The 20,691-nt window shown below is 41.8% G+C and carries 17 protein-coding genes; 13 read left to right on the plus strand and 4 right to left on the minus strand.

What is annotated here, in order from left to right; all coding sequences use genetic code 11:
* From A5882_RS19745 to A5882_RS06570, 13 genes are all read left to right on the plus strand, one after another.
* Positions 1-280: hypothetical protein (locus A5882_RS19745; protein ID WP_176462004.1), on the plus strand; the 280-nt coding region annotated here is incomplete at its 5' end.
* A 2,588-nt stretch (positions 281-2,868) separates the two neighbouring features.
* Positions 2,869-7,740, plus strand: a complete 4,872-nt coding sequence (locus tag A5882_RS06515; protein WP_254908463.1) for a WxL domain-containing protein — start codon at positions 2,869-2,871, stop codon at positions 7,738-7,740.
* Between the two features lie 14 nt (positions 7,741-7,754).
* Positions 7,755-8,123 (plus strand): LPXTG cell wall anchor domain-containing protein, encoded by a 369-nt coding sequence (locus A5882_RS06520; RefSeq protein ID WP_008376260.1) that lies wholly within the window; start codon positions 7,755-7,757, stop codon positions 8,121-8,123.
* On the plus strand, positions 8,092-8,769 hold the full coding sequence (locus A5882_RS06525) for a WxL domain-containing protein (RefSeq protein ID WP_005227183.1): 678 nt from the start codon (positions 8,092-8,094) through the stop codon (positions 8,767-8,769). Before A5882_RS06520 ends, A5882_RS06525 begins: the two co-directional genes overlap by 32 nt.
* 45 nt (positions 8,770-8,814) lie before the next feature.
* Positions 8,815-9,615, plus strand: coding sequence for a WxL domain-containing protein (locus A5882_RS06530; protein WP_008376256.1), 801 nt, complete (start codon positions 8,815-8,817; stop codon positions 9,613-9,615).
* Positions 9,616-9,626: 11 nt separating this feature from the next.
* Positions 9,627-10,367, plus strand: coding sequence for a WxL domain-containing protein (locus tag A5882_RS06535; RefSeq protein WP_005232357.1), 741 nt, complete (start codon positions 9,627-9,629; stop codon positions 10,365-10,367).
* A 67-nt stretch (positions 10,368-10,434) separates the two neighbouring features.
* Positions 10,435-11,517: a DUF916 and DUF3324 domain-containing protein gene (locus A5882_RS06540; protein WP_016611453.1), complete on the plus strand. Its 1,083-nt coding sequence runs from the start codon at positions 10,435-10,437 to the stop codon at positions 11,515-11,517.
* Complete coding sequence (locus tag A5882_RS06545; protein WP_016611452.1) at positions 11,507-12,307, plus strand: class A sortase; 801 nt, start codon at positions 11,507-11,509, stop codon at positions 12,305-12,307. Before A5882_RS06540 ends, A5882_RS06545 begins: the two co-directional genes overlap by 11 nt.
* 44 nt (positions 12,308-12,351) lie before the next feature.
* The gene (locus tag A5882_RS06550; protein ID WP_016611451.1) at positions 12,352-12,843 is read left to right on the plus strand and encodes a hypothetical protein; all 492 of its coding nucleotides are present in this window, start codon (positions 12,352-12,354) and stop codon (positions 12,841-12,843) included.
* Positions 12,821-14,281 carry a helix-turn-helix domain-containing protein gene (locus A5882_RS06555; protein WP_016611450.1) on the plus strand — a complete coding sequence of 487 codons (1,461 nt, stop codon included), beginning with the start codon at positions 12,821-12,823 and terminating at the stop codon, positions 14,279-14,281. Before A5882_RS06550 ends, A5882_RS06555 begins: the two co-directional genes overlap by 23 nt.
* A gap of 208 nt (positions 14,282-14,489) precedes the next feature.
* Complete coding sequence (locus A5882_RS06560) at positions 14,490-15,059, plus strand: TetR/AcrR family transcriptional regulator (protein ID WP_005227190.1); 570 nt, start codon at positions 14,490-14,492, stop codon at positions 15,057-15,059.
* Between the two features lie 3 nt (positions 15,060-15,062).
* Positions 15,063-15,521, plus strand: coding sequence for a low molecular weight protein-tyrosine-phosphatase (locus A5882_RS06565; protein ID WP_005232347.1), 459 nt, complete (start codon positions 15,063-15,065; stop codon positions 15,519-15,521).
* 107 nt (positions 15,522-15,628) lie between these two features.
* On the plus strand, positions 15,629-15,982 hold the full coding sequence (locus tag A5882_RS06570) for a hypothetical protein (RefSeq protein ID WP_005232346.1): 354 nt from the start codon (positions 15,629-15,631) through the stop codon (positions 15,980-15,982).
* Between the two features lie 63 nt (positions 15,983-16,045).
* On the opposite strand, the gene A5882_RS06575 is transcribed toward A5882_RS06570, so the two are convergent.
* The 4 genes from A5882_RS06575 to A5882_RS06590 form a co-directional block, all read right to left on the minus strand.
* Complete coding sequence (locus A5882_RS06575) at positions 16,046-16,405, minus strand: iron chaperone (RefSeq protein WP_005232344.1); 360 nt, start codon at positions 16,403-16,405, stop codon at positions 16,046-16,048.
* 360 nt (positions 16,406-16,765) lie between these two features.
* Positions 16,766-18,271, minus strand: coding sequence for a helix-turn-helix domain-containing protein (locus A5882_RS06580; protein ID WP_005232342.1), 1,506 nt, complete (start codon positions 18,269-18,271; stop codon positions 16,766-16,768).
* Positions 18,272-18,389: 118 nt separating this feature from the next.
* Positions 18,390-19,742 carry a branched-chain amino acid transport system II carrier protein gene (gene brnQ, locus A5882_RS06585; protein WP_008376239.1) on the minus strand — a complete coding sequence of 451 codons (1,353 nt, stop codon included), beginning with the start codon at positions 19,740-19,742 and terminating at the stop codon, positions 18,390-18,392.
* A 204-nt stretch (positions 19,743-19,946) separates the two neighbouring features.
* Positions 19,947-20,681, minus strand: a complete 735-nt coding sequence (locus tag A5882_RS06590) for an amino acid ABC transporter ATP-binding protein (RefSeq protein WP_005227196.1) — start codon at positions 20,679-20,681, stop codon at positions 19,947-19,949.
* Positions 20,682-20,691 lie beyond the last annotated feature (10 nt).

Below are 20,691 nucleotides of genomic sequence, written 5' to 3' on the forward strand. Positions count from 1 at the left end.
AATCGATTATGGAAATGATGATTATAATTCACCTGGTTTTCCTTACACAGTGAAAAAGTCTGGAAATGGATTTTATATTGAAGTGTCTGATGATGAGCTAAAAAATATTTTTCCCGAATTAATAAAATTTAAGTATAAAAACAATATGACATTTTTCCTGAATGATGATGAAGAATCAATTGAGTACTTTGTAGCTATAGATGGTTTTTTGAATAATGTAAAACTACATAAAACATCCTTTGAAGATTCGTATAACAAAACCGAAGAGTCAACCTCATAAAGTCTAATAGCAAGTGAAACAGAAACTTCTTGCAGTTCTTTGCTTAATGAAACTCATTCATCAGAAACGACATCATCAATTGATTCTCCAAAAGTATCAGATCTAAGTGAAAAAATTGATTCATTTATTGCGAATTATACGTCAATTCCACCAGATTAGATTATGGAAAAGGAAATTGATGGAATTACAATAAGAGCAACAAACTTTACTGCAACAAATGAAGCCGAGGCATCATCTATTCAGTATCATTTGCTAATGGAGAGGCAACATCTTGCAACGATGTATACGCACAAGTCATTGGAGAATAATAGCTATTTTCAATAGAGGCTAATATGCAAAAAGATAAATCTGAGCAGGATGAAACTCATTCTAGCTCAGATTTTTTTGAATATTACTTTCCTTGTTTTGTATTCATATTTGATAGAATCATTCATACCACTTATCGTCCTCTTAGTTTGTTTATTTTGTCGTGATTTAATCATATTAGAGAACGATATGTTTTTTAATACCGAAAATGAAAATGAGGCTGAAGAATCAATTTTGACTCATCAGTCCCATAAATTATAGAGCCTTTCTTGCGGCTTTCTTTTATGGGCTTTTGTCACAGTCTCTTTTTTGCGTTATTTCAAAAATAACTTTACTTATTTTATCGAAATCAGTGATTTATAAAAAAAATAATATTTTTTATTTTGTTATTTTATGTGTGCTGAAATTTTTAAATAACGTTTTTTATTCATTTTTTGATTATAACATTATCATTAACTACGGAGAGAAGACGGGAAGCGTTCTTTTAACTTACTATTTTTGGCTTATATAAAAGCTGTCTCTTATACACATCTAGAACAATTTTGTAATACGTAGGAAAGGATGTAAAATTGAACAAAGTTGAATACGATAATATGCAAGTAAATCTTCGTTCTTTGCGGCACAAACTTGATTTTCAATGCATAATATTCGTTATACTGTATTATTAAAAAAGGAACATAATAGGGGATTTATGAAAAAAGTATAAAAATATTAGGGTTTATCTTGTTGGTTATAATTGGATTTGTAGGGGGCTATTTTCTATCTGTAGATCCAGCTAAAGACTTCTATGGTGATTGGTATGGTGTTGCTAACGAGGGGAAGGAGAGTTTTCTTTTAGAATAGTAAAGAAAAAAATAATCGATTATGGAAATGATGATTATAATTCACCTGGTTTTCCTTACACAGTGAAAAAGTCTGGAAATGGATTTTATATTGAAGTGTCTGATGATGAGCTAAAAAATATTTTTCCCGAATTAATAAAATTTAAGTATAAAAACAATATGACATTTTTCCTGAATGATGATGAAGAATCAATTGAGTACTTTGTAGCTATAGATGGTTTTTTGAATAATGTAAAACTACATAAAACATCCTTTGAAGATTCGTATAACAAAACCGAAGAGTCAACCTCATAAAGTCTAATAGCAAGTGAAACAGAAACTTCTTGCAGTTCTTTGCTTAATGAAACTCATTCATCAGAAACGACATCATCAATTGATTCTCCAAAAGTATCAGATCTAAGTGAAAAAATTGATTCATTTATTGCGAATTATACGTCAATTCCACCAGATTAGATTATGGAAAAGGAAATTGATGGAATTACAATAAGAGCAACAAACTTTACTGCAACAAATGAAGCCGAGGCATCATCTATTCAGTATCATTTGCTAATGGAGAGGCAACATCTTGCAACGATGTATACGCACAAGTCATTGGAGAATAATAGCTATTTTCAATAGAGGCTAATATGCAAAAAGATAAATCTGAGCAGGATGAAACTCATTCTAGCTCAGATTTTTTTGAATATTACTTTCCTTGTTTTGTATTCATATTTGATAGAATCATTCATACCACTTATCGTCCTCTTAGTTTGTTTATTTTGTCGTGATTTAATCATATTAGAGAACGATATGTTTTTTAATACCGAAAATGAAAATGAGGCTGAAGAATCAATTTTGACTCATCAGTCCCATAAATTATAGAGCCTTTCTTGCGGCTTTCTTTTATGGGCTTTTGTCACAGTCTCTTTTTTGCGTTATTTCAAAAATAACTTTACTTATTTTATCGAAATCAGTGATTTATAAAAAAAATAATATTTTTTATTTTGTTATTTTATGTGTGCTGAAATTTTTAAATAACGTTTTTTATTCATTTTTTGATTATAACATTATCATTAACTACGGAGAGAAGACGGGAAGCGTTCTTTTAACTTACTATTTTTGGCTTATATAAAAGCTGTCTCTTATACACATCTAGATGTGTATAAGAGACAGGATTTATCCCTCGTTTTTTGTATGATTTATGAAAGAGAAAAACATTTTTTTGAAAAGAGTCGATGATTCATCTTGATAATTTGAGCTTTTTTTAATTGATGAGTAGTTAATAGCTGTAAGATGTGGAAGTTACAAAAATTGGAATTATGAAAAAACAATTATAATCATAATTTTGAATGGAAGAAAAAAAGAATTATAATTCTCTTTCGTCAACTCGCTAAACTAAGAGTTGTAACACAGGGCGTGCACTGCGCGATACGTTTATTATTTTAAGATAGGAGGGATAAAGTGAAACGGTTTTTAACAACTTTACTTGTTTTTCTACTAACATCAGGTCCGTGTTTTTCATATGCAATGGTAGTGGCACAAGCCGAAAGTGTTACAAAAACAAGTGAAGAACAAATGATTTCTTCTGCTGAGCCGGTCGCTTCATCAACCGACAATCAGGAAGAAACCAATCAAACGGAAATAAAAGAATCTAGCGAAGCTGCTTCGGCAGATTCGACTGCAGCAACCACTGAGACATCTTCTTCTGAGACAGAAGAGTCATCCGAAGCTGTAGAAGAAGTCCAGGTGACCTTTCTAACAGATACTGAGCATGTATTTGCTACCGGAAAAACTCGCATCCAGTTCAGCAAAAATAAAGGGGAAGCATTAAAAGAAAGTGAGCTGCCGGCTTTTGAAGATGATAGGAATTTTGAAGGATGGGCGTTAGACGGTACGGTCTATACAAGCCAAGCGCTGACCGAATTGATTCTCACGGAGAATCAAACCGTGACTGCTGTGTTTAAAACTGCTGTCAAAGCAAGGGCGGCAGATGTCTCGTTAGCAGAACAATCGATCAAAGAGATCATTGCAGAAGCCGATAAAACGAAAGTGATCGCTGTACCAAGTCCAGCTGGAGATGGTTTAGCATATGCGGAATATACCAATAGTGCTGAAGGGATTCGTCAAGCGTTGTTTGATATGTATCAAAACGGCAATGGCCAAGAATTTGCTTTGTATGTCGGCTCTGGCTCAGCTTTAACGACTTTGCCAACAAATCTGACTTCAAAGACGATTCCAGACACAGTCGATAATACAAACATGACTTTTTATGCACTACAAGGAAAAATCAGTCGCTTGATCATCACAGGGCATAGTGATGATCCCATCACAGATGCAACAACGTTGACTTCGGGTAGTCGAACCGTTCCTTTTGGTACGGACATCTACTTTGGTTCTGATGTAGTGATTCGAAACCTCAACTATACGGGGACGAGAATGTACATGAATGGGCATAGTCTTTCCTTGAACGGTGGTTCCACCGGCAATGGCCTTTCTATTTATGGAGGAAGCAACAATGGCGACCTTACTGGAAATCCGACGATCACTGTAAATGCGACAGGCTCTGGAACTTGGAACATCTATGGTGGGAATCAAAGCGGTGGTACATTGACTGGGAATACAGCGATTGTCGTAAATAATACGGTTGGCGGCATCAGTACGATTGCAGGAGGTGCCAATATTGGTACGATTGATGGGAACACGAATGTTGCAATCAATCGCTTGAATGGGACATTAGGCAGTTATTATGGCGGTGGTCTTGGAACAAATGCTTCCAATACAGCCAATGTGACAGGAAATGTTGAAACGACGATCCAGACGACCAATACAAGCTTTCGCTTAAGTGCTTTTACTGGTGGCGTTCAATATGGAAATATCGGTGGCACCATCCGTAGTACGATCTCTGGTGCAGGCGGTTGGTCAGGCACAGCCAATCGTTTCATAGGCGGTTCATTTTATGGCAACATCGGCTCTGATCGTTCTAAGGATGCCATCGTGACTAACCTAGATGCTAGCAGTTATTCCACTGGACGTAGTGAATTTGAAGGTGGCAATCGGAATACTGGTACCATCACAGGGAACATCGTTAACACCGTGAAAGCAGGACCGAGTGCGAGCGTTGGTGGGATTGGTGATTTTAACGGCGGCGGGGGAAACAACGTTAGTACCTTGACTCAAAGTTCAATGGGGGCTTCGAATACGACGACGTATGACAATTATACCCCGGAACAACGAGCAGCACTGGCAGAAGCAGCGGCAAGTTTTAAAGTTTATGGCGATATCACTTCTCATCTAGTCAGTGGTTCCTTTTCAAATGGCGCGATTTATTCGACGGCAGCTGGTCGAGGCGGCTATGTTGAAGGAAATACGACGATTGAAGTTGGCACGATCACTTCGGATGGTAGTCCTGGTGGAGATGGGATTGCTTACACAGGAACCAGACCAACGAATCTAGATTACTCAACAACCAACAAAACAAGAGGAAACGCCTCTGGTTGGGACATCGTTGGTGGCGGTGGTTATCCTGGTACGGCTTGGGATATCTATATTAAAGGAAATACCAAAACGATCTTAAATAACACGGTTGCTCGCTGGACCTACGGTGGCTCCTTCTCAGGTGTCATTGAGGGGAATTCTTCCAATACTTTGAATTCGGGGATCGTCGATACGCTAGAAGGAACAGGGTATACTGGACGCCGCGTTTACGGAGATGGACGAACGACAGTAAATAATGGGCAAGTAGACTGGTTTTTATCTGGTGGCGGCTGGGATGACTTATTAGTGACCGGCAATGTCGCAGTAACGGTTTATGATGGGGTGATCAATGCTTCACTCGGTGCCTCTTATGGTGTCGCTTCTTCCCACACTATTAACGGAAACTCAGATAATCGAGTGTTTGGCGGGAACTTCTCAGGCACCCCGCGTACAGGGTCTAATGGTTTTTCAGGCGGTGTTACGAACAATGGACGGTTATTAGGAAATGCTAGTTTGACATTGGATTTGAGAGATTACGATGGTGAGTTTGCCCTTCCTTCAGGAACGAATATCTCAGGAGGTAATCCGTTTAACAGTACGAATATCGTTGGGACCGACAGCTCCAATACGATTACATTGAACATATACACAAAGCCGGGCTCAGATGCACTGAATGGTGCAACGATCTATGGCGATGGTGGACGGACTGCTAGCAATACAAGAAGCGGCAAAATTTATATGAATATCCAGGCAGAAGGATCAAGTATCGGGAATTTATACACCACGTACTATTCCAATATTTCTTCCAGCCAAATTTTAAGAGATGTCGAAATGCGGGTTCAAGGAGCCAAAAGTATCAATGGGATTTCAGGCGGAAATGCGTCAGACAACTTTACGAACACGATCGTAGCCAACAGCAGCAATCAAGTGAAGATGAGCTTTGGTGAAAATGTCGATGGGACAGCTTCTTATCAAACTGATCCAATCGCTGTGACGGGTCTGGGAATCGTCAACTTTACCGAATTGAATGTGACAAACGGCATCAAGCTAATGGCCAATGGGGGAGACATCAAAAATGGCCGTTCAGCCACTGCTGTCAATCACGCAACGACCTATCATCAGTTCGGTGACATCCATCTTTCCAAGGATGCCGGTATCGGTATTTCTTCTGCAACGAATTTGATTTCAGGCGCGAAGTTAACGGTGGAAGACAAAGGGACGATTGAGTCACCGCCGGGAACGGGGCGAATCAATCTTTCAGATTTCGCAACACCAGATACGGACAAAGATCATTTAACGTGGCTGAAAACGACGACCAATGATGCAGGTTCTCGAGTCAACAGTCAAGGGACGTGGTTTGGAGCGGTTAGTGCCTATCAAGTACTGACTATAAATCCAACTGCTGCTAATGCTGCAGCGATCATGCCAATCAACTTCAGCGGGATCGAAAAAGCGACTGGGAAAACCTTCATCGGGGACAACGATGTGACCAATGCAGCCAACGGGTACGGTATTGCGATACCAGGTTCGATCATTAACTACGAAGTCGAAACACCGGGAGTCGCTAACGGGATTGGCGCCATTAGTCACAATGTAACGGCAGTCAAAGAGAACAATACGCCGCTGACCTTGCAAGCATGGGGAACTGAGCAGGCGGGGACACAGGTGCAAAAAGGGCGTTTATTGATTCCCTACACGGTAACGGAATTGCCAACATTGACGTTTACACCAGAAACCCAAACGTCCGGTTCATGGGTCTATGCGGGGCAAATCAAATCCAGCAAGCTGGATAGCACGGATCAGCAGTTGACGGAACAACCAGATTCAGAGCCAGTTGACTGGACGAGTCCTGATGGGGAGTATAGTTACGATATTAGTGTCCGCTACTCAAATAAGGCGGAAGTCCAAGCCCGCGATGTGATCCTTACAGAGCAAGAGGCACAATCGCTGACCAAAGAACAAGCCGTGACTTATCTCGAAGCCAGCGGGCGTCCTTTCTTTAAGGATACGCTGACAGATGAGGTCTTAGCTGCGATTCAAGAACCGTTAGAAACAGCGGTCTACCGCAAACAAGCGATCACTTTTTCAGTAGGGGAAAACGATCAGAATCAGGAAGAAACTACCGTGAATCTGGTGGTGGTCAAAAATGAAAGTGTCATTTCTGCTGATCGGCAATTTGCCGTCTATGCAAAAGATGTCCGTTTGACCTTACCAGAAGCAACGGCGCTGACAGATGAAGCCGCTTTGGCAGACTATACCCAAGCAACCACGATTTTTGCAGATAATCGGGCAAATATACCACCGACTGTCGATCCGCAAGCTTTTGCCGCGATCCAGCAAGCAACGGAAGATGAGCTGTTGAAAAATGTATCAACGGCTTACCATTATGAAGCAGGCAGTCAACGGGCAGAAAAAGTCGTCAATGTCGCAGTTGCCGGCGAGCTTATTTTAAGCAGTGTGCCAACAGACTTTGATTTTGGGCAGCAGAAAGTTGCCACAGAAACACAAGATTATTGGCCAACGATCACAGGTGAGCTAGCGGTGAAAGATACGAGAGGGTCCGAACGGAGTCCATGGCGCTTGACGGTCAAAGAGCAACAGCCATTAACGGATGGGACAGATCAATTAACCGATGTCTTCCGCTTTGTGACAAACGGTAAAGAACAGATGATAACCAGTGGGGAAATGATCATCGAGGAAACGGAATTGACAGAAAATGGCACATACGTCGTGAATCAGCACTGGGGCGAAAGTCAGAATGAAGGAATCAAGCTTACCGTTCCAGTCGAACAGCAAAAAGTTGGGGACTATCAAGGAACCCTGAGCTGGCAGCTGGTTTCGGCACCTGGCAACCCATAAAGGCAGGAAAACAAATGAAAAAAATCATGATCGGTATTATTGCTGGCTGTCTATTAATATTTCCTCAGCTCGTTTCAGCAGCCGAAGCAGGTGCTTATGACAGCAATGGCATTACTTCCTTTTTCGGCGTCTATGAAGAACCAGTTGAGGAGCCAGAAGAGCCCGTAAAAGAACAGCCAGGGAATAAACAAGTTAATCAAAAAGGCAACAATATTCTGCCGGCAACAGGATCAGATCACTTCAATAGCTATCAAAGCAGTGGTCTTGTCGTTTTGTTGGCAGCAGGAATCATTTTAATCAAAAGGAGAACAAAAAATGAAAAAACTTTTCTTGACGGCAGGCATTCTATTGATGAGCACTGCTCTGTTACCAACAACCGTTAATGCCGCTGAATACACTTCAAATGGAGCAATCACTTTTGAAGCGGACCCGAATCCAACCAATCCAGTTGATCCGACCGATCCAGAAAAACCAGTGGATCCCGTCGATCCAACCGATCCAGATGGACCAAATCCTGGAACAGCTGGACCATTATCGATTGATTTTGCTTCAAGTTTTCAATTTGGCAACCAACTGATTACTTCTGAAACAAAAGATTATTACGCACAGCTGCAAGAGTTCACAGCTGGCGCTGCTGGACCAAACTATGTGCAAGTAACAGATAAACGAGGAACGCAAGAAGGTTGGTCATTGAGTGTTGTGCAAAACGGACAATTCAAAACGGCTGATGACGAAGAGCTAGTCGGCGCTTCATTATCGATCGCCTCAGGTGCAGCAACTTCAGTCACCGATATGCAGTATGCACCAACAGTTACTGCAAGTCATACCTTTGTACCCGATAGTGAAATCACCTTGGTCAATGCACCTGTCGGAAAAGGAATGGGAACTTGGATTTACAAGTTTGGGAACGATGCAACGGAAGGGTCAACGGCAGTAAAATTAAACGTACCAGGCAGTTCCGTAAAATTAGCCAAAGAGTATCGGACGACATTGACTTGGAATTTAAAGAATGTCCCTGAAAGCAATTAAAATCACTGATTTTCAGTAAAAAAGATAAAGGAGTGTCAAATAGAAATGAAAAAAACAGCATGGGTCTTTTTAAGTCTTGCCGTATTGGCAGCAGCGAGTGCAGCAACCGAGGTTTCAGCAGCCGAAGCGGCTTCTTACACCTCAAATGGGGCGGTTGATTTTATTCCAAATACCGATCCGACGAACCCAGTCAATCCAGAAAACCCAGATCCAGAAAACCCGGTCAATCCTGTTGATCCAACCGATCCCGATGGACCAAATCCTGGAACAAATGGCCCGTTATCGATCGATTATGCCTCTAGCTTAGATTTTGGTGTCAATAAAATCTCCAATAAAAACGAAGTTTATTATGCACGAGCACAAGGGTACTTGAATGACGATGGCACAGCTTCTACATTAAAAACTGCCAATTATGTCCAAGTAACTGATAATCGCGGTAGTAATGCCGGTTGGCGGTTGTCTGTGAAGCAAAATGGACAATTTAAAAATGAATCGACGTTGAATCAAGAATTGACTGGTTCTGTCATCACCCTAACAAGCCCTGCCGTTAAATCAAATGCGATTGGCGTCACTGCTCCAGTGGCAGAAGCAACGATCACGTTGGATGCAGCCGGTGCTGAATCAGTGGTGATGACCGCAGCAAATCAAACAGGTGCTGGGACATGGGTCAATGCTTGGGGAAGCGTTGAGTCGATCACTGAAATAGACAAAGATGATCAAGAAGTACAAGCCGATATTACCAAAGCAGTCGCACTTTCTGTACCAGGCAGCACCCCAAAAGATGCCGTTAGCTACACGACTACATTGACTTGGGTATTATCAGATACACCAGGAACGGAAGGATAAGGAGTATAGACATGAAAAAAACACTAGCATTTCTCTCAGTATTAGGCTTAAGCCTAGCAGCACCAGTGCTGGCACAAGCAGCGGACAGTGCAGAATACAACTCAAATGGACAAATCACCTTTGAACCAAATACGGATCCAACTAATCCAATCAGCCCAACGGATCCAGATCCAGAAAATCCAATCAAACCAGTGGATCCAACGGACCCAGATGGACCAAATCCGGGAACGAACGGACCGCTATCGATTGATTTTGCTTCAAGCCTTTACTTTGGCACACAAAAAATCACCTCAAAAACAGAGATCTACCATGCGGAAACTCAAAAATATGTGGATTCAGTTGGTGATAATCAAGAAGGACCGAATTTTGTCCAAGTGACAGACAATCGGGGAACAGAGAGCGGTTGGACATTGAATGTTCGCCAAAATGGTCAGTTCAAAACAGCGGAAGATCAAGAATTGACTGCTGCGCAAATTCGTTTGACGAAGGGAACTGTGGTAACTCCTTCATTGTCACCAAAACCATCAAATGTGAGCGCAACGATCACATTGAATCCAAATGGTGCCCAATCCTTAGTGATGAGTGCCCAAGATGGCGAAGGGGCAGGGACCTATTTAATGAGCTGGGGCGATAGTTTAGCTGCAGCCATGGATAGCATTGAGTTGGAAGTTCCAGGCTCAACGACGAAATATGCCAGCCAATACAACACCACATTTACTTGGTTACTAACAGACACACCAACCAACCCATAAGTACCAGCTTTCTCCTTGAACCTCGAAAGGGTTCAAGGAGAATACATAGAAAGAAGGGACATCCATCATGAAAAAAATCAAACAGCTTTTGGCGCTCCTATTCGCAAGTATTTTCTTTTTTGTACCAACCATAGGAACCGCTTCTGAATTTAACTTTGCCGTCAATCCAGTGATTCCAGAGAATCAAATCGATAAAGAAAAGACTTATTTTGACTTGAAAATGGAGCCAGGAGCGGTTCAAACTGTAGAAGTCCAATTGCGCAATGACACCGATCAAGAGGTCGTCATCGCGCCAGTGATCGCTTCTGCTACTACGAATCTAAACGGGGTCGTGGAATATGGCGAAAACGACATCGAAGCGGACGAAACCTTGCCTTATGATATGGCTGATTTGATTGAAGTGGAGGAAGAGATCACGATCCCGAAACAATCCCAAATCACCTTACCCTTAAAGATCAGTATGCCCTCAGAATCGTTTGAAGGGGTTATTGCCGGTGGTTTGACCTTGAAAGAAACGACAGCGGAAACCGATACTGCTGACAGTGAAGAAGACCAAGGGTTAGCCATCAAGAATGAGTATGCCTATGTCGTTGCGATTTTACTCCGTCAAAATACAACAGAAGTCACGCCGGATCTAAAACTGCTGGATGTTGGACCGGGACAAGTCAACGCTCGCAATACCATCAATGTTACGTTGCAAAATCCTGAATCAGCTTACTTAAATTCCTTACGGTTGATCAATGAAGTGAAGAAGAAAGGCGATAGTGACGTCTTGTATGCTTCAGATACCTCACGAATGCAAATGGCACCTAATTCAAACTTCTCGTACCCAATTTCCTTGGAAGGACAACGTTTAGAAGCAGGGACCTATGTGTTGACTTCCGTGGCCTATGGTGGGAAAAGCGATGAAGGACAATACAAAGTGGAGAATGAAGAAGGCGAGGAAGAAAGCTATCTCTATAAATGGAGCTTCGAAAAAGAATTCACAGTGACTGGCGATGTTGCTCGTGATCTTAATAAGAAAGATGTGACGATCGAAACAGATTACACGTGGCTTTACTTCTTGATCGGCGGTCTCTTGCTGCTGCTCGCCTTACTGCTGCTTTTATGGTACCGACGAAAGAAAAAAAATGAAACGGATGAAGCGTGAGCACCTTGAGAAATACTTGATCGATGGCTTGATCATCGCAGGTATCCTCTTGTTGGCACTTCCTTTTTTAAAAGAAAGCATCGTCAGTTGGCAATTACGCACAAGCGAATTGACGATAGCGACCCAGCTGCCGACAACGATTCCAGAAGAAGAAACGATTCAAATGCCGGCTCTAGGGGATGTATTGGCTCCGCAGTCGGCAACGATCACCGGGTACGGCTTTGTTGCAATTGAAGCGATCGAGTTCCAGCAGCCGCTATTGGTGGGGATAACCAATCAGCAGCTGCTGAAAGGCGGTGTCGTGATGTTTCCGGAACGTTTGTTAAAAAATAACAATTTTGTCGTTTTAGGGCATCATCTCGGTAGACAAAGTTTGTTATTTGGTCAATTGCTAGAAGCACAGGTGGGGATGGAAGTGTCCGTAACCTACCTCGAGGAACGCCAGCAGTATATTATTATCGATAAAAAAGTCGTAGATGAATCCGACTTGTCGGTTCTAACAGATGACCAGACACCAAAGTTGACATTGATTACTTGTCCCACACCTACTCGAACAGAAGAACGCTACGTGCTGACAGCGATTCCTGTTGAGCAAGCAACTGCCGGGCAGTCGCAAAACACAGCGACCATGGGCAGTACGTCACAAGGCGCAAGAGTGTTGGCTCAAAAACAAGAAATGTTATGGAAACAACAATCTGAAAAAAATTGGTTTCTTTTATTTGTTATTTTATTTATAATTAGTGGATGTCTGCTTGGCGTTCACAAACTGTTGAAACGTTCAGCGCCGTAGAAAGAGCATCAAAAAGAAGCTCTGTTGATAAGGAGGGTGAAGAAATGAAACGCAGATTTGGTTTTGTCATTGGTGCCTGCATGATTATTGGAATGATCGATCTTGTCACAGAACAAGTTGTTTTTGCGACTATCTATAATCCGCTAGACCCCTCAGAAGAAATCGTCCCAACGGATCCGCCAGAAGGAAGTACGGAAAAAGCAGATGAACCGCCTGCAGAAAAGGAAGAATCCAAAGAATCGCCGGCTCCTGAACCGGAACCTGTTCCGAAAAAAGAACAGGAACAATCCGCATTTCCAGAGAGCAGTTTTTTGGAAAAACAGAAGCACTTAGCACAACGAGTCATGTTAGAAGATGTTTTTGCGTCGGATCGTTTGGCTGTCGATTTAGCACTGCCGGGAAATAATACGGATGGTGACGGGGATGACAAACCTTCGTATCTTGCCAGCTTATGCTATCTATTTTCAGGAAACGTTCTTTATGGCCAAAAAAATAACGGAGGCTTGAAAACGCATGTTTGTGACATTTTTGAATAAGGCGGACAAACGAAAATTGATGATGCTGCAATATTTGGAAAACGCAGTCGCTCTTTCTGAAACGAAGGAAACATTGATGGACCAATTGACCATGTCGGAATTTCTGATCAATAAGACCGTTCAAGAATTGAATCTTGATTTTTATGAACTAGGATTGAATGAGGAATTTGAGATCGTGACCGATGGGACGGTCATTAAACTGAATGCCTCCGGGCTGGCAACTTCAGACACACTACTGACCTATTATCTAGATCAAGCGTTAAAATTTTCTATGTTGAAAGAATGCTTTTTTGAGCAATTGTCTTCTTTATACGAATTTGCTACCAATCACTATCTAAGTCATAATCCCGTCTATAAAGAATTTAAACAGTTTAAACTGATCTTGAAAGAATACGACATTGAAGTGACGAAAGAGTTTCAGCTGGTGGGTGAAGAAAGTGAGATTCGGGAGTTTATTTTTCTCTTTTTTATGAAGGAATATTATTTGAACCATTCCCCTTTCCCAAAAGGTATCTTGGACAAAGAAAAAACCTTTGATCGATTCAATGAAAGTACTTGGCTGAATCCAGAACAGTCTGCCCGCATGCGGATTCGCAAGAAACATTATCTAGGTATTGTTTTGGCGCGGATGTCTAAAGGACATTTCATGCAAAACAGTGTGGAAAACGATTTAGTCTTGCCAAAACATTTAGTGATCATTGAAGATTTGAAGCGTTGGTTGCAGGAGATCTTGACGATCAACGATCAAGAAGTCCTAGAACGTGAGGCACGAGATATTTTGCGCTTCTTGATCGTTGAAGGCTGGTTGATCGACAACAATAGCTACATCGACCAAGAACAAACCTATATCCAACAATTAAACGAGCAGTTTATTCAGGCAGTCCAACAGCAGTTTTCGCTAACCACGGACACGTTGGCGCTGCTTCATGTCGAAACGACTACGATTCATTACCAGCTCTTGTCGTTTTCTTTTAGTTCTCGTTATGAATACCAATACATGGATGTCACATATTTTCTTGAGACGTATCCTGAATATGCTGCGTTTTGCCGCAACTATCTGGAAGAAAGTCGTAATCGACCGATCTTATGGAACAATAAAGAGTTTTTGTTTTTTAGATACCTAATTTTATTAGTTTCTACGATTCCACTAAAAGAGATTTTGGTTCCTTTATATGTCTGTGTTGATTTTTCGTTTGGTGATTCCTACAACCAGATGATCAAAAAGAATATTGAAAAAATTCTCGATTTGAATGTGCAATTCCAGAGTTACCCAGATGATCATACGCACCTGATTCTTTCAAACCTGCCATTTTATGGTGCGTTGGGGATCGACCATATTTTATGGCTAGCACCACCTAGACCCATCGATTGGGCCAATTTTACTGAAAAAATCAGCGTGATTCGCAGAGAACAATTTCAAACCAAAACGGCACAGTGAGCATCTTGCCGTTTAACTATCGAAAGCAGCGTCTGCCTCAAATGAAGGCAGGCGTTTTTTGCAGAAATCTACCATATGCAAAAAGCACACAGGGATCTATTGCCCTGATGAAGTGTTCGGATAAGGTCTGTGAAAAAGGACCATTTGATAGGATTTTTTTTTAGTAGAAAATTTGGTATGATAGAAAGAGAAGAAAAAGAGGTGCCCTATGATGGATGGGAAACAAACGAAGGCTGTGATTGGCCAGACATTGATCACCCTTTGTGAGACCAAAGAAGTGAATAAAATCAGCGTACAGGAGATCGCCGAAAAGGCGCAAGTCAATCGGCAGACGTTTTACTACCATTTTCCTGATAAAAAAGCTTTGATCCAATGGATCTATCGGCAAGATGCCCTGATTTTTTTGACGACAGAAGATGTCTCCCTTGATAACTGGGAAGAAGCCGCCTTGCGCATGCTGAAAGCAATGAAACAAGCGCCGGCCTTTTACCGCAAATCACTGGCTTATGACCGCGAGATCTTAATGAACGGTTTTTTACAGATCACAGAACCGCTTTTTCAGCGCTTGTTCTTGGAGGTCGATCAAGAGCAGCAATTGACGAAACAAGACATTCTATTTTATAGCCGATTCTTTTCCTACGGCTGCGGAGGCATTTTGGAAAATTGGATTCACAACGACTTTCCAGAGACCCCATTAGAGATTGCGACGCAATTGTTTCGTTTGGCGAAGGATGTGGAATTTTTTGGCCACCAAATCTATGAAAAAGAGGAGCAGTAAGCGATGACGAAAGTTTTATTTGTTTGTTTAGGTAATATTTGCCGTTCCCCCATGGCAGAAGCTATTTATAAAGCAGAAATAGCAAAACACAAGTTGGATTGGCAGATCGATTCGGCAGCGACCAGCTCATGGGAAGTCGGACATTCTGCTCATCCCGGAACCAAAAAAAGACTGCGTCAAGCAGGGATCTCTAGTGACGGTCTTATTTCAAGGCAGATCACTGAAGCGGATTTTGCCACATTTGATTGGATCATCGGCATGGATGCGAACAATGTTGAAACACTTCAAGCGCTAGCACCTGCCGATACGACCGCAAAGATCCGTTCGTATTTGAGTGTTGTTCCTGGCAAAGAGGCTGAGGAAGTACCAGATCCTTATTATACAGGAGATTTCGAAGAGACCTATCAACTGCTGCAAGAGGGGATTCCTTATTGGCTAGAGGTTATTTCTTCTGAAAAATAAGGCGTGTTCGCTTGTATTTTATCAAAAATTTGCTAAAATAGAACCATGGAAATGCGAACGTATGTGTGGTTTTAGAAACTGCTGCAACGCGCAGAAAGGAATGTCCAATGGAAAAGAAACCATCGCCCATCAAACAATTGGGCAAACTCATTGTGATGACATCCACAACGTTGCTGGATACCTTTTTCAGTGATGATGCTGACAAGAAGAATCAGTCTGAGAAAGTCAAAGAAATCCGGCGAACGCTGCAAGAGGCAGCCGCTGCCAAGCATCTGGTCGTGCTGCAAGTAAAAACAGAGAAATTGGGTGGTTTTGAAACCGTTACCGGCTGGATCGTCGGCAAAACGGTAGCAAAAGAACAAGTTGTCTTGAAATTACAAAGCGACCGTCAGCAGCTGCGGATTATTCCCCTGCATCATGTGCTGAAAGTTAGCACCTTGAATACAAAACCCGGCTTGTAAACAAGCCTGTGCATAGCAAAAAAACCGCTGCGTCATTAGACATAGCGGTTTTTTAATTGCTAGTTACGCGTGCTTGTTTTTGACTTCTGCGAGTCGCCAAGCGGTCATCACAGCGATCAGTTCGTAAGGGATCGGCTGTGCAAAAGAAAACTGGACCGCCCCTTTACTGGTCTTGTATGGTTGTAAGTCCTCTTGGAAGGCCGTGATCGCAGAAGGCGTGGGATAAAAGCCTAGATGCTGTTTGGCGCAGGCAAAATGTACGATATTTTCTCCCTGATGATAGGTAGGCATTTGATAACTGATCTTTTCAACCGCTTCAGGTAAAACGGCTTTGATGGTTTGACGGACCTTTCTTAAAATCGCTTGTCGTTCTGCTGGAGCTGCTGCAATGTATTGGTCAACTGTCGTAATGGCTGTTGTCATAGGCCACCTCCTGCCTTTAGTATACGGCAAACCCCGTAAGAAAAAAAGGAGCCTGTCAGTGGGTAGCTGACAGGCAAGGAGTAAAAATGAAAAGTGTTAGTTAGGGTTGTTTGTTGGGTTATGTATACTATACTGTCCAAATATGAATTTTTTGTGGAGAAAAGATTGGAAAGTGTTTAAGTTTGCTGGCTGCGAAAATAAGTAAAAAAAGACCCGTCGGTGGGTGGCCGACGGGAAGGAGTTAAAAATGAAAAAGTGTTAGTTAGGGTTGTTTGTTGGTATACATAGAGTATACGAGATAAATATGAATATTCTGTGACAAATCTTTTCGGAAGTTCTTAAGAAACCGTAACGGTTTGGTTACAGAGAAAGGTTCTTTTCATCAAAACGGTTTTTCAACGTACGATACAAATCAATGTATTGCCGATCGTCTGCCGCATAATCCCAAATATAACTCATTTTTTCTGGTTTGAGTTTTTTCATCAACTGATTGGAACTAACGATGACATCATAATTTTCTTGCTGGTTTAGATCATAAGGTTCTGCTGCTACGAAGGTCAAGTCATGTAGGAATTGATTCAATCCTTGAACGACTAAGAAATTATCTTCTAACGCAACCCCTACCCGTAAACGATTCGAATAACGGATTTGATCATAAAACGGCAGCAGGGCGTGGGTATACATCGTTGCCATCTGCTCTTGGTTTTCATCATTGATATAGTCCACCGCTGATTCTTCGCGATAGTTCGTTAAGAATTCATCGATTTTTTGCTGCAGCTGCTCTTCAGCAGACCCGCGATTGATCGAGGGTGTCAGCAAGCGATAGATATTTGGAAACGGCTGACGGAAAACGTAGTTGCCGAAAGTCACATTGATTAAATTACCCACGACCAATGGCTCGTCTAACAGGCCAGGTTGTGAAGCAAAGAAGGTTGCTTTCATCTCTGCTAACAAGTCTGCGACTAACGGATAAACTGGGTTTTGTTTGCTTGAAAAGAATTGCAAGGTTTGTTGCAAAGCTTCTTCTTCAGGACTCAAGTAGAATGGGAAGATTTGCGCCATCAAATAAATAAACCCTGATTCGCCTTTTAATTGTTTGTCTGTCATTGAAACTTCAGGATCAACGACTTGTGTCAAACGCTCAAAATCGAAATATGGATTATTTTTCATCAGGAAATTGTACCGCTTGTCGTATTTGGCAAAATTCCCTTTTTTGATTCGTAAAAGAATCAAGGCGGCGAAATACTTCAACTCTAATCGGCCAAGATAAGAATGAGTCATTGGGAAATACTCCGTGAATCGATCCACCATTTTTTCTGTCTCACTCTCAGCGATCGCAAATGGCCATTCTATTCCACGAGTACCTAACCAAATGATATTGAATAGGGAGAGCCGCACAAGACGCTCATCGCCCACTAAGTTTGATTCAGTGTACGTAAAGCGAAGCTGAAATTGCTTCAAATGTTTTTTTAGATGTTCAAATTTGCGAGACACCGTTGAACGACTGACATCGTATTTTGCACAAAAATCCGTGATCGTAGGATTGTCTTCATTCAGCATGTAAAGAACATATAAGAACGGAACGCTTTTATTCAATAAATAGAAGCGGTATTCATCGATCGTTACCGCGATATTCTGAGGCTGTAATTTACCGCCACGACCGAGTATCGACATATGATCCGGAGTTAACTCAGTTAGATCTTGGTCGATCTCAGTCAACTCTATAAAAGCTTGTTGGTAGCTTAACTCCATTTCCTTTGCCAATTGTGCGATTGGGTGGCTAGGGTTTTGCAGAGTCAGCATACGCCGGAATATTTTAAATTTAATTAATGTTTGCGGGTCCATCATAAGTTCTTCATAAAACATAGGTATCCTCCTTTGTGGCTCTATTGTATCTTTTTTTTACGAAACTGTCAGTCTTTTTAATCAAAAAAATAGCCTACCCTTTAAAAAAAGGTAGGTTATTTTCATCTTTTTAACTAATTTAGGCTGAAACAGGGTCTTTTTTGAACCACGACCATAGCAAACCGATCAAAAATCCGATCGCAGCTGGTACGACCCACCCCATCCCGATTTGGAAAAAGGGCAGATAATCTGACGCAAAAGACAAGATTCCTTGCACGAAAGCGTTGTTGGTAATCACTGCAGGACTCGCATTTAAGCCGTCGATGATTGCAGCGATCAACGTGAAGTATGTCGTCATTCGATAGACACTGGCACGATGGTTAAATAATGGACTGATGATCGCCAACAAAATCAAAGTGATCGCCAGTGGATAGATAAACATCAAGACTGGAATAGAAAACTCGATGATATTGGTCAAGCCCACATTAGCGAAGATCGCTGGTAAGATACTTGTCAAAGCGATAAAGAATCCGTAGCTTTGCTTTGGAAACAATCCAGCAAAGGTTTCGGAAAAGGCCGTGATCAAACCAATGGCGGTTTTTAAACAGGCAGAGATGACGATCAATGCCAATAGCAGACTGCCGACAGTGCCAAGGTAATGGTTGGCGATTTGTGCCAAAGCGATCCCACCGTTTTCGCTGATGGGAAACTGGCCTAAACTTTTGGTTCCCATATAAGAAAGTAAGGTATAGATGATCCCCATCAACACGATGCTGACAGAGCCGGAAAGGATCGTGTCTTTTGCGACCGTCGCAGGTTTCTCAACCCCCATATTGCGAATCGTTGAGACGATGATGATCCCGAAGGCTAAAGATGCCAGCGCATCGAGAGTATTGTAGCCGTTGGTAAAACCAGTAAAGAAAGCATCGCTTTGATAGCTAGGATAGATCGGCGCATCGCTGATGGTTCCTAGTGGTTGCCAAAAGGCAAAAAAGAGCAAAACTCCTAGTAAGACCAGAAACAAGGGATTTAGAAACTTCCCTACATAATCTAAGATTTTGCTAGGTTTGCGTGAAAACCACCAGGCAGCTCCAAAAAATAGGGCAGAGAACAACGCCAATAACCAAGTTTGCATGTCTGATGAAACATGGGGAGCGATCCCGATCTCATAAGAAGTAGTAGCCAAACGAGGCAGAGCAAAGAATGGCCCAATCACTAAATAAAGCAAAATCGTAAATATCATTGCATAGCGGCGATTGATCCGAGAAGCTAATTCAAAAACACCGCTGCTTTGGGAAACGCCAATAGCAATGACCCCTAAAAATGGCAAGCCGATCCCTGTAACTAAAAAGCCAAGGTTGGCTAAGCCGACATTCGCGCCAGCTTCTTGTCCCATGTGAACGGGGAAAATCAGATTTCCGGCACCAAAGAAAAGACCGAAAAGCATTGATCCAACATACATATAATCCTTAAACTGTAACTTTTTTTCCATAAATGAAAGCTCCTATAATTCCTTAGTTTTAAAAAAAATAACAAAGTTTCTAACAAATAGCAATGGTTTTTTGTGATTTTTTGATAAATTCTGACAATTCCTCCTCCTGCAATAAAAAAACACTTAGCATTGAATTCTTCCAAGCTTACTGAAAAAGGACGAAAAAGCTCGGAAGAAGACCGCTAAGTGTTTCAAGACAGAAAATTAATTCAACACACGGGAAAGGAATTCTTTGGTGCGTTGCTCTTTTGGATGAATAAAGATATCTTCAGGCGTCCCTTGTTCGGCAATGACACCTTGATCCATAAAGATGACCCGATCAGACACTTCTTTGGCAAAGCCCATTTCGTGGGTAACGATCACCATCGTCAAGCCAGTATGAGCTAACGTATTCATGGTCTTCAACACTTCACCGACCATTTCTGGATCTAGCGCAGAAGTCGGCTCATCAAACAACATGACATCTGGATTCATCGATAAGGCACGGGCAATGGCTACCCGTTGTTTTTGTCCACCTGAAAGCTGGGAAGGCTTGGCATTGGCATATTGAGCCATACCGACTTGCTCCAGATTTTCTTTGGCAGTCGCTTCTGCTTCTTTGCGATCACGTTTCAAAACAGTGACTTGGCCCGTCACGCAGTTTTCTAATACATTCATATTGTTGAATAGGTTAAAGGATTGGAAAACCATTCCTAGATGCGTACGGTATTTCGGCAAGTCATAGCCTTTTTCCAGCACATTTTCACCTAAGTAGATGATTTGCCCACTGGTTGGTTTTTCTAATAAGTTGATGCAGCGAAGAAGTGTAGATTTTCCTGAACCAGAAGAACCGATGATCGTGACAACTTCTCCTTTATTAACAGACAAACTGATGTCTTTTAAGACTTCGTTGTCGCCAAAACTCTTTTTTAAATGGTCAATTTCAATGATTGCTGACATGTTCTTCCTC

Source organism: Enterococcus sp. 4E1_DIV0656 (assembly GCF_002140695.1).
Taxonomy (GTDB): domain Bacteria; phylum Bacillota; class Bacilli; order Lactobacillales; family Enterococcaceae; genus Enterococcus_D; species Enterococcus_D entomosocium.

Excerpts from the sequence above, each read along its gene's own strand:
- A5882_RS06520 (WP_008376260.1), top strand. The coding sequence starts at position 7,755 with ATGAAAAAAATCATGATCGGTATTATTGCTGGCTGTCTATTAATATTT.
- A5882_RS06525 (WP_005227183.1), top strand. The coding sequence starts at position 8,092 with ATGAGCACTGCTCTGTTACCAACAACCGTTAATGCCGCTGAATACACT.
- A5882_RS06530 (WP_008376256.1), top strand. The coding sequence starts at position 8,815 with ATGAAAAAAACAGCATGGGTCTTTTTAAGTCTTGCCGTATTGGCAGCA.
- A5882_RS06535 (WP_005232357.1), top strand. The coding sequence starts at position 9,627 with ATGAAAAAAACACTAGCATTTCTCTCAGTATTAGGCTTAAGCCTAGCA.
- A5882_RS06540 (WP_016611453.1), top strand. The coding sequence starts at position 10,435 with ATGAAAAAAATCAAACAGCTTTTGGCGCTCCTATTCGCAAGTATTTTC.
- A5882_RS06545 (WP_016611452.1), top strand. The coding sequence starts at position 11,507 with ATGAAGCGTGAGCACCTTGAGAAATACTTGATCGATGGCTTGATCATC.
- A5882_RS06550 (WP_016611451.1), top strand. The coding sequence starts at position 12,352 with ATGAAACGCAGATTTGGTTTTGTCATTGGTGCCTGCATGATTATTGGA.
- A5882_RS06555 (WP_016611450.1), top strand. The coding sequence starts at position 12,821 with ATGTTTGTGACATTTTTGAATAAGGCGGACAAACGAAAATTGATGATG.
- A5882_RS06560 (WP_005227190.1), top strand. The coding sequence starts at position 14,490 with ATGATGGATGGGAAACAAACGAAGGCTGTGATTGGCCAGACATTGATC.
- A5882_RS06565 (WP_005232347.1), top strand. The coding sequence starts at position 15,063 with ATGACGAAAGTTTTATTTGTTTGTTTAGGTAATATTTGCCGTTCCCCC.
- A5882_RS06570 (WP_005232346.1), top strand. The coding sequence starts at position 15,629 with ATGGAAAAGAAACCATCGCCCATCAAACAATTGGGCAAACTCATTGTG.
- A5882_RS06575 (WP_005232344.1), bottom strand. The coding sequence starts at position 16,405 with ATGACAACAGCCATTACGACAGTTGACCAATACATTGCAGCAGCTCCA.
- A5882_RS06580 (WP_005232342.1), bottom strand. The coding sequence starts at position 18,271 with ATGTTTTATGAAGAACTTATGATGGACCCGCAAACATTAATTAAATTT.
- brnQ (WP_008376239.1), bottom strand. The coding sequence starts at position 19,742 with ATGGAAAAAAAGTTACAGTTTAAGGATTATATGTATGTTGGATCAATG.
- A5882_RS06590 (WP_005227196.1), bottom strand. The coding sequence starts at position 20,681 with ATGTCAGCAATCATTGAAATTGACCATTTAAAAAAGAGTTTTGGCGAC.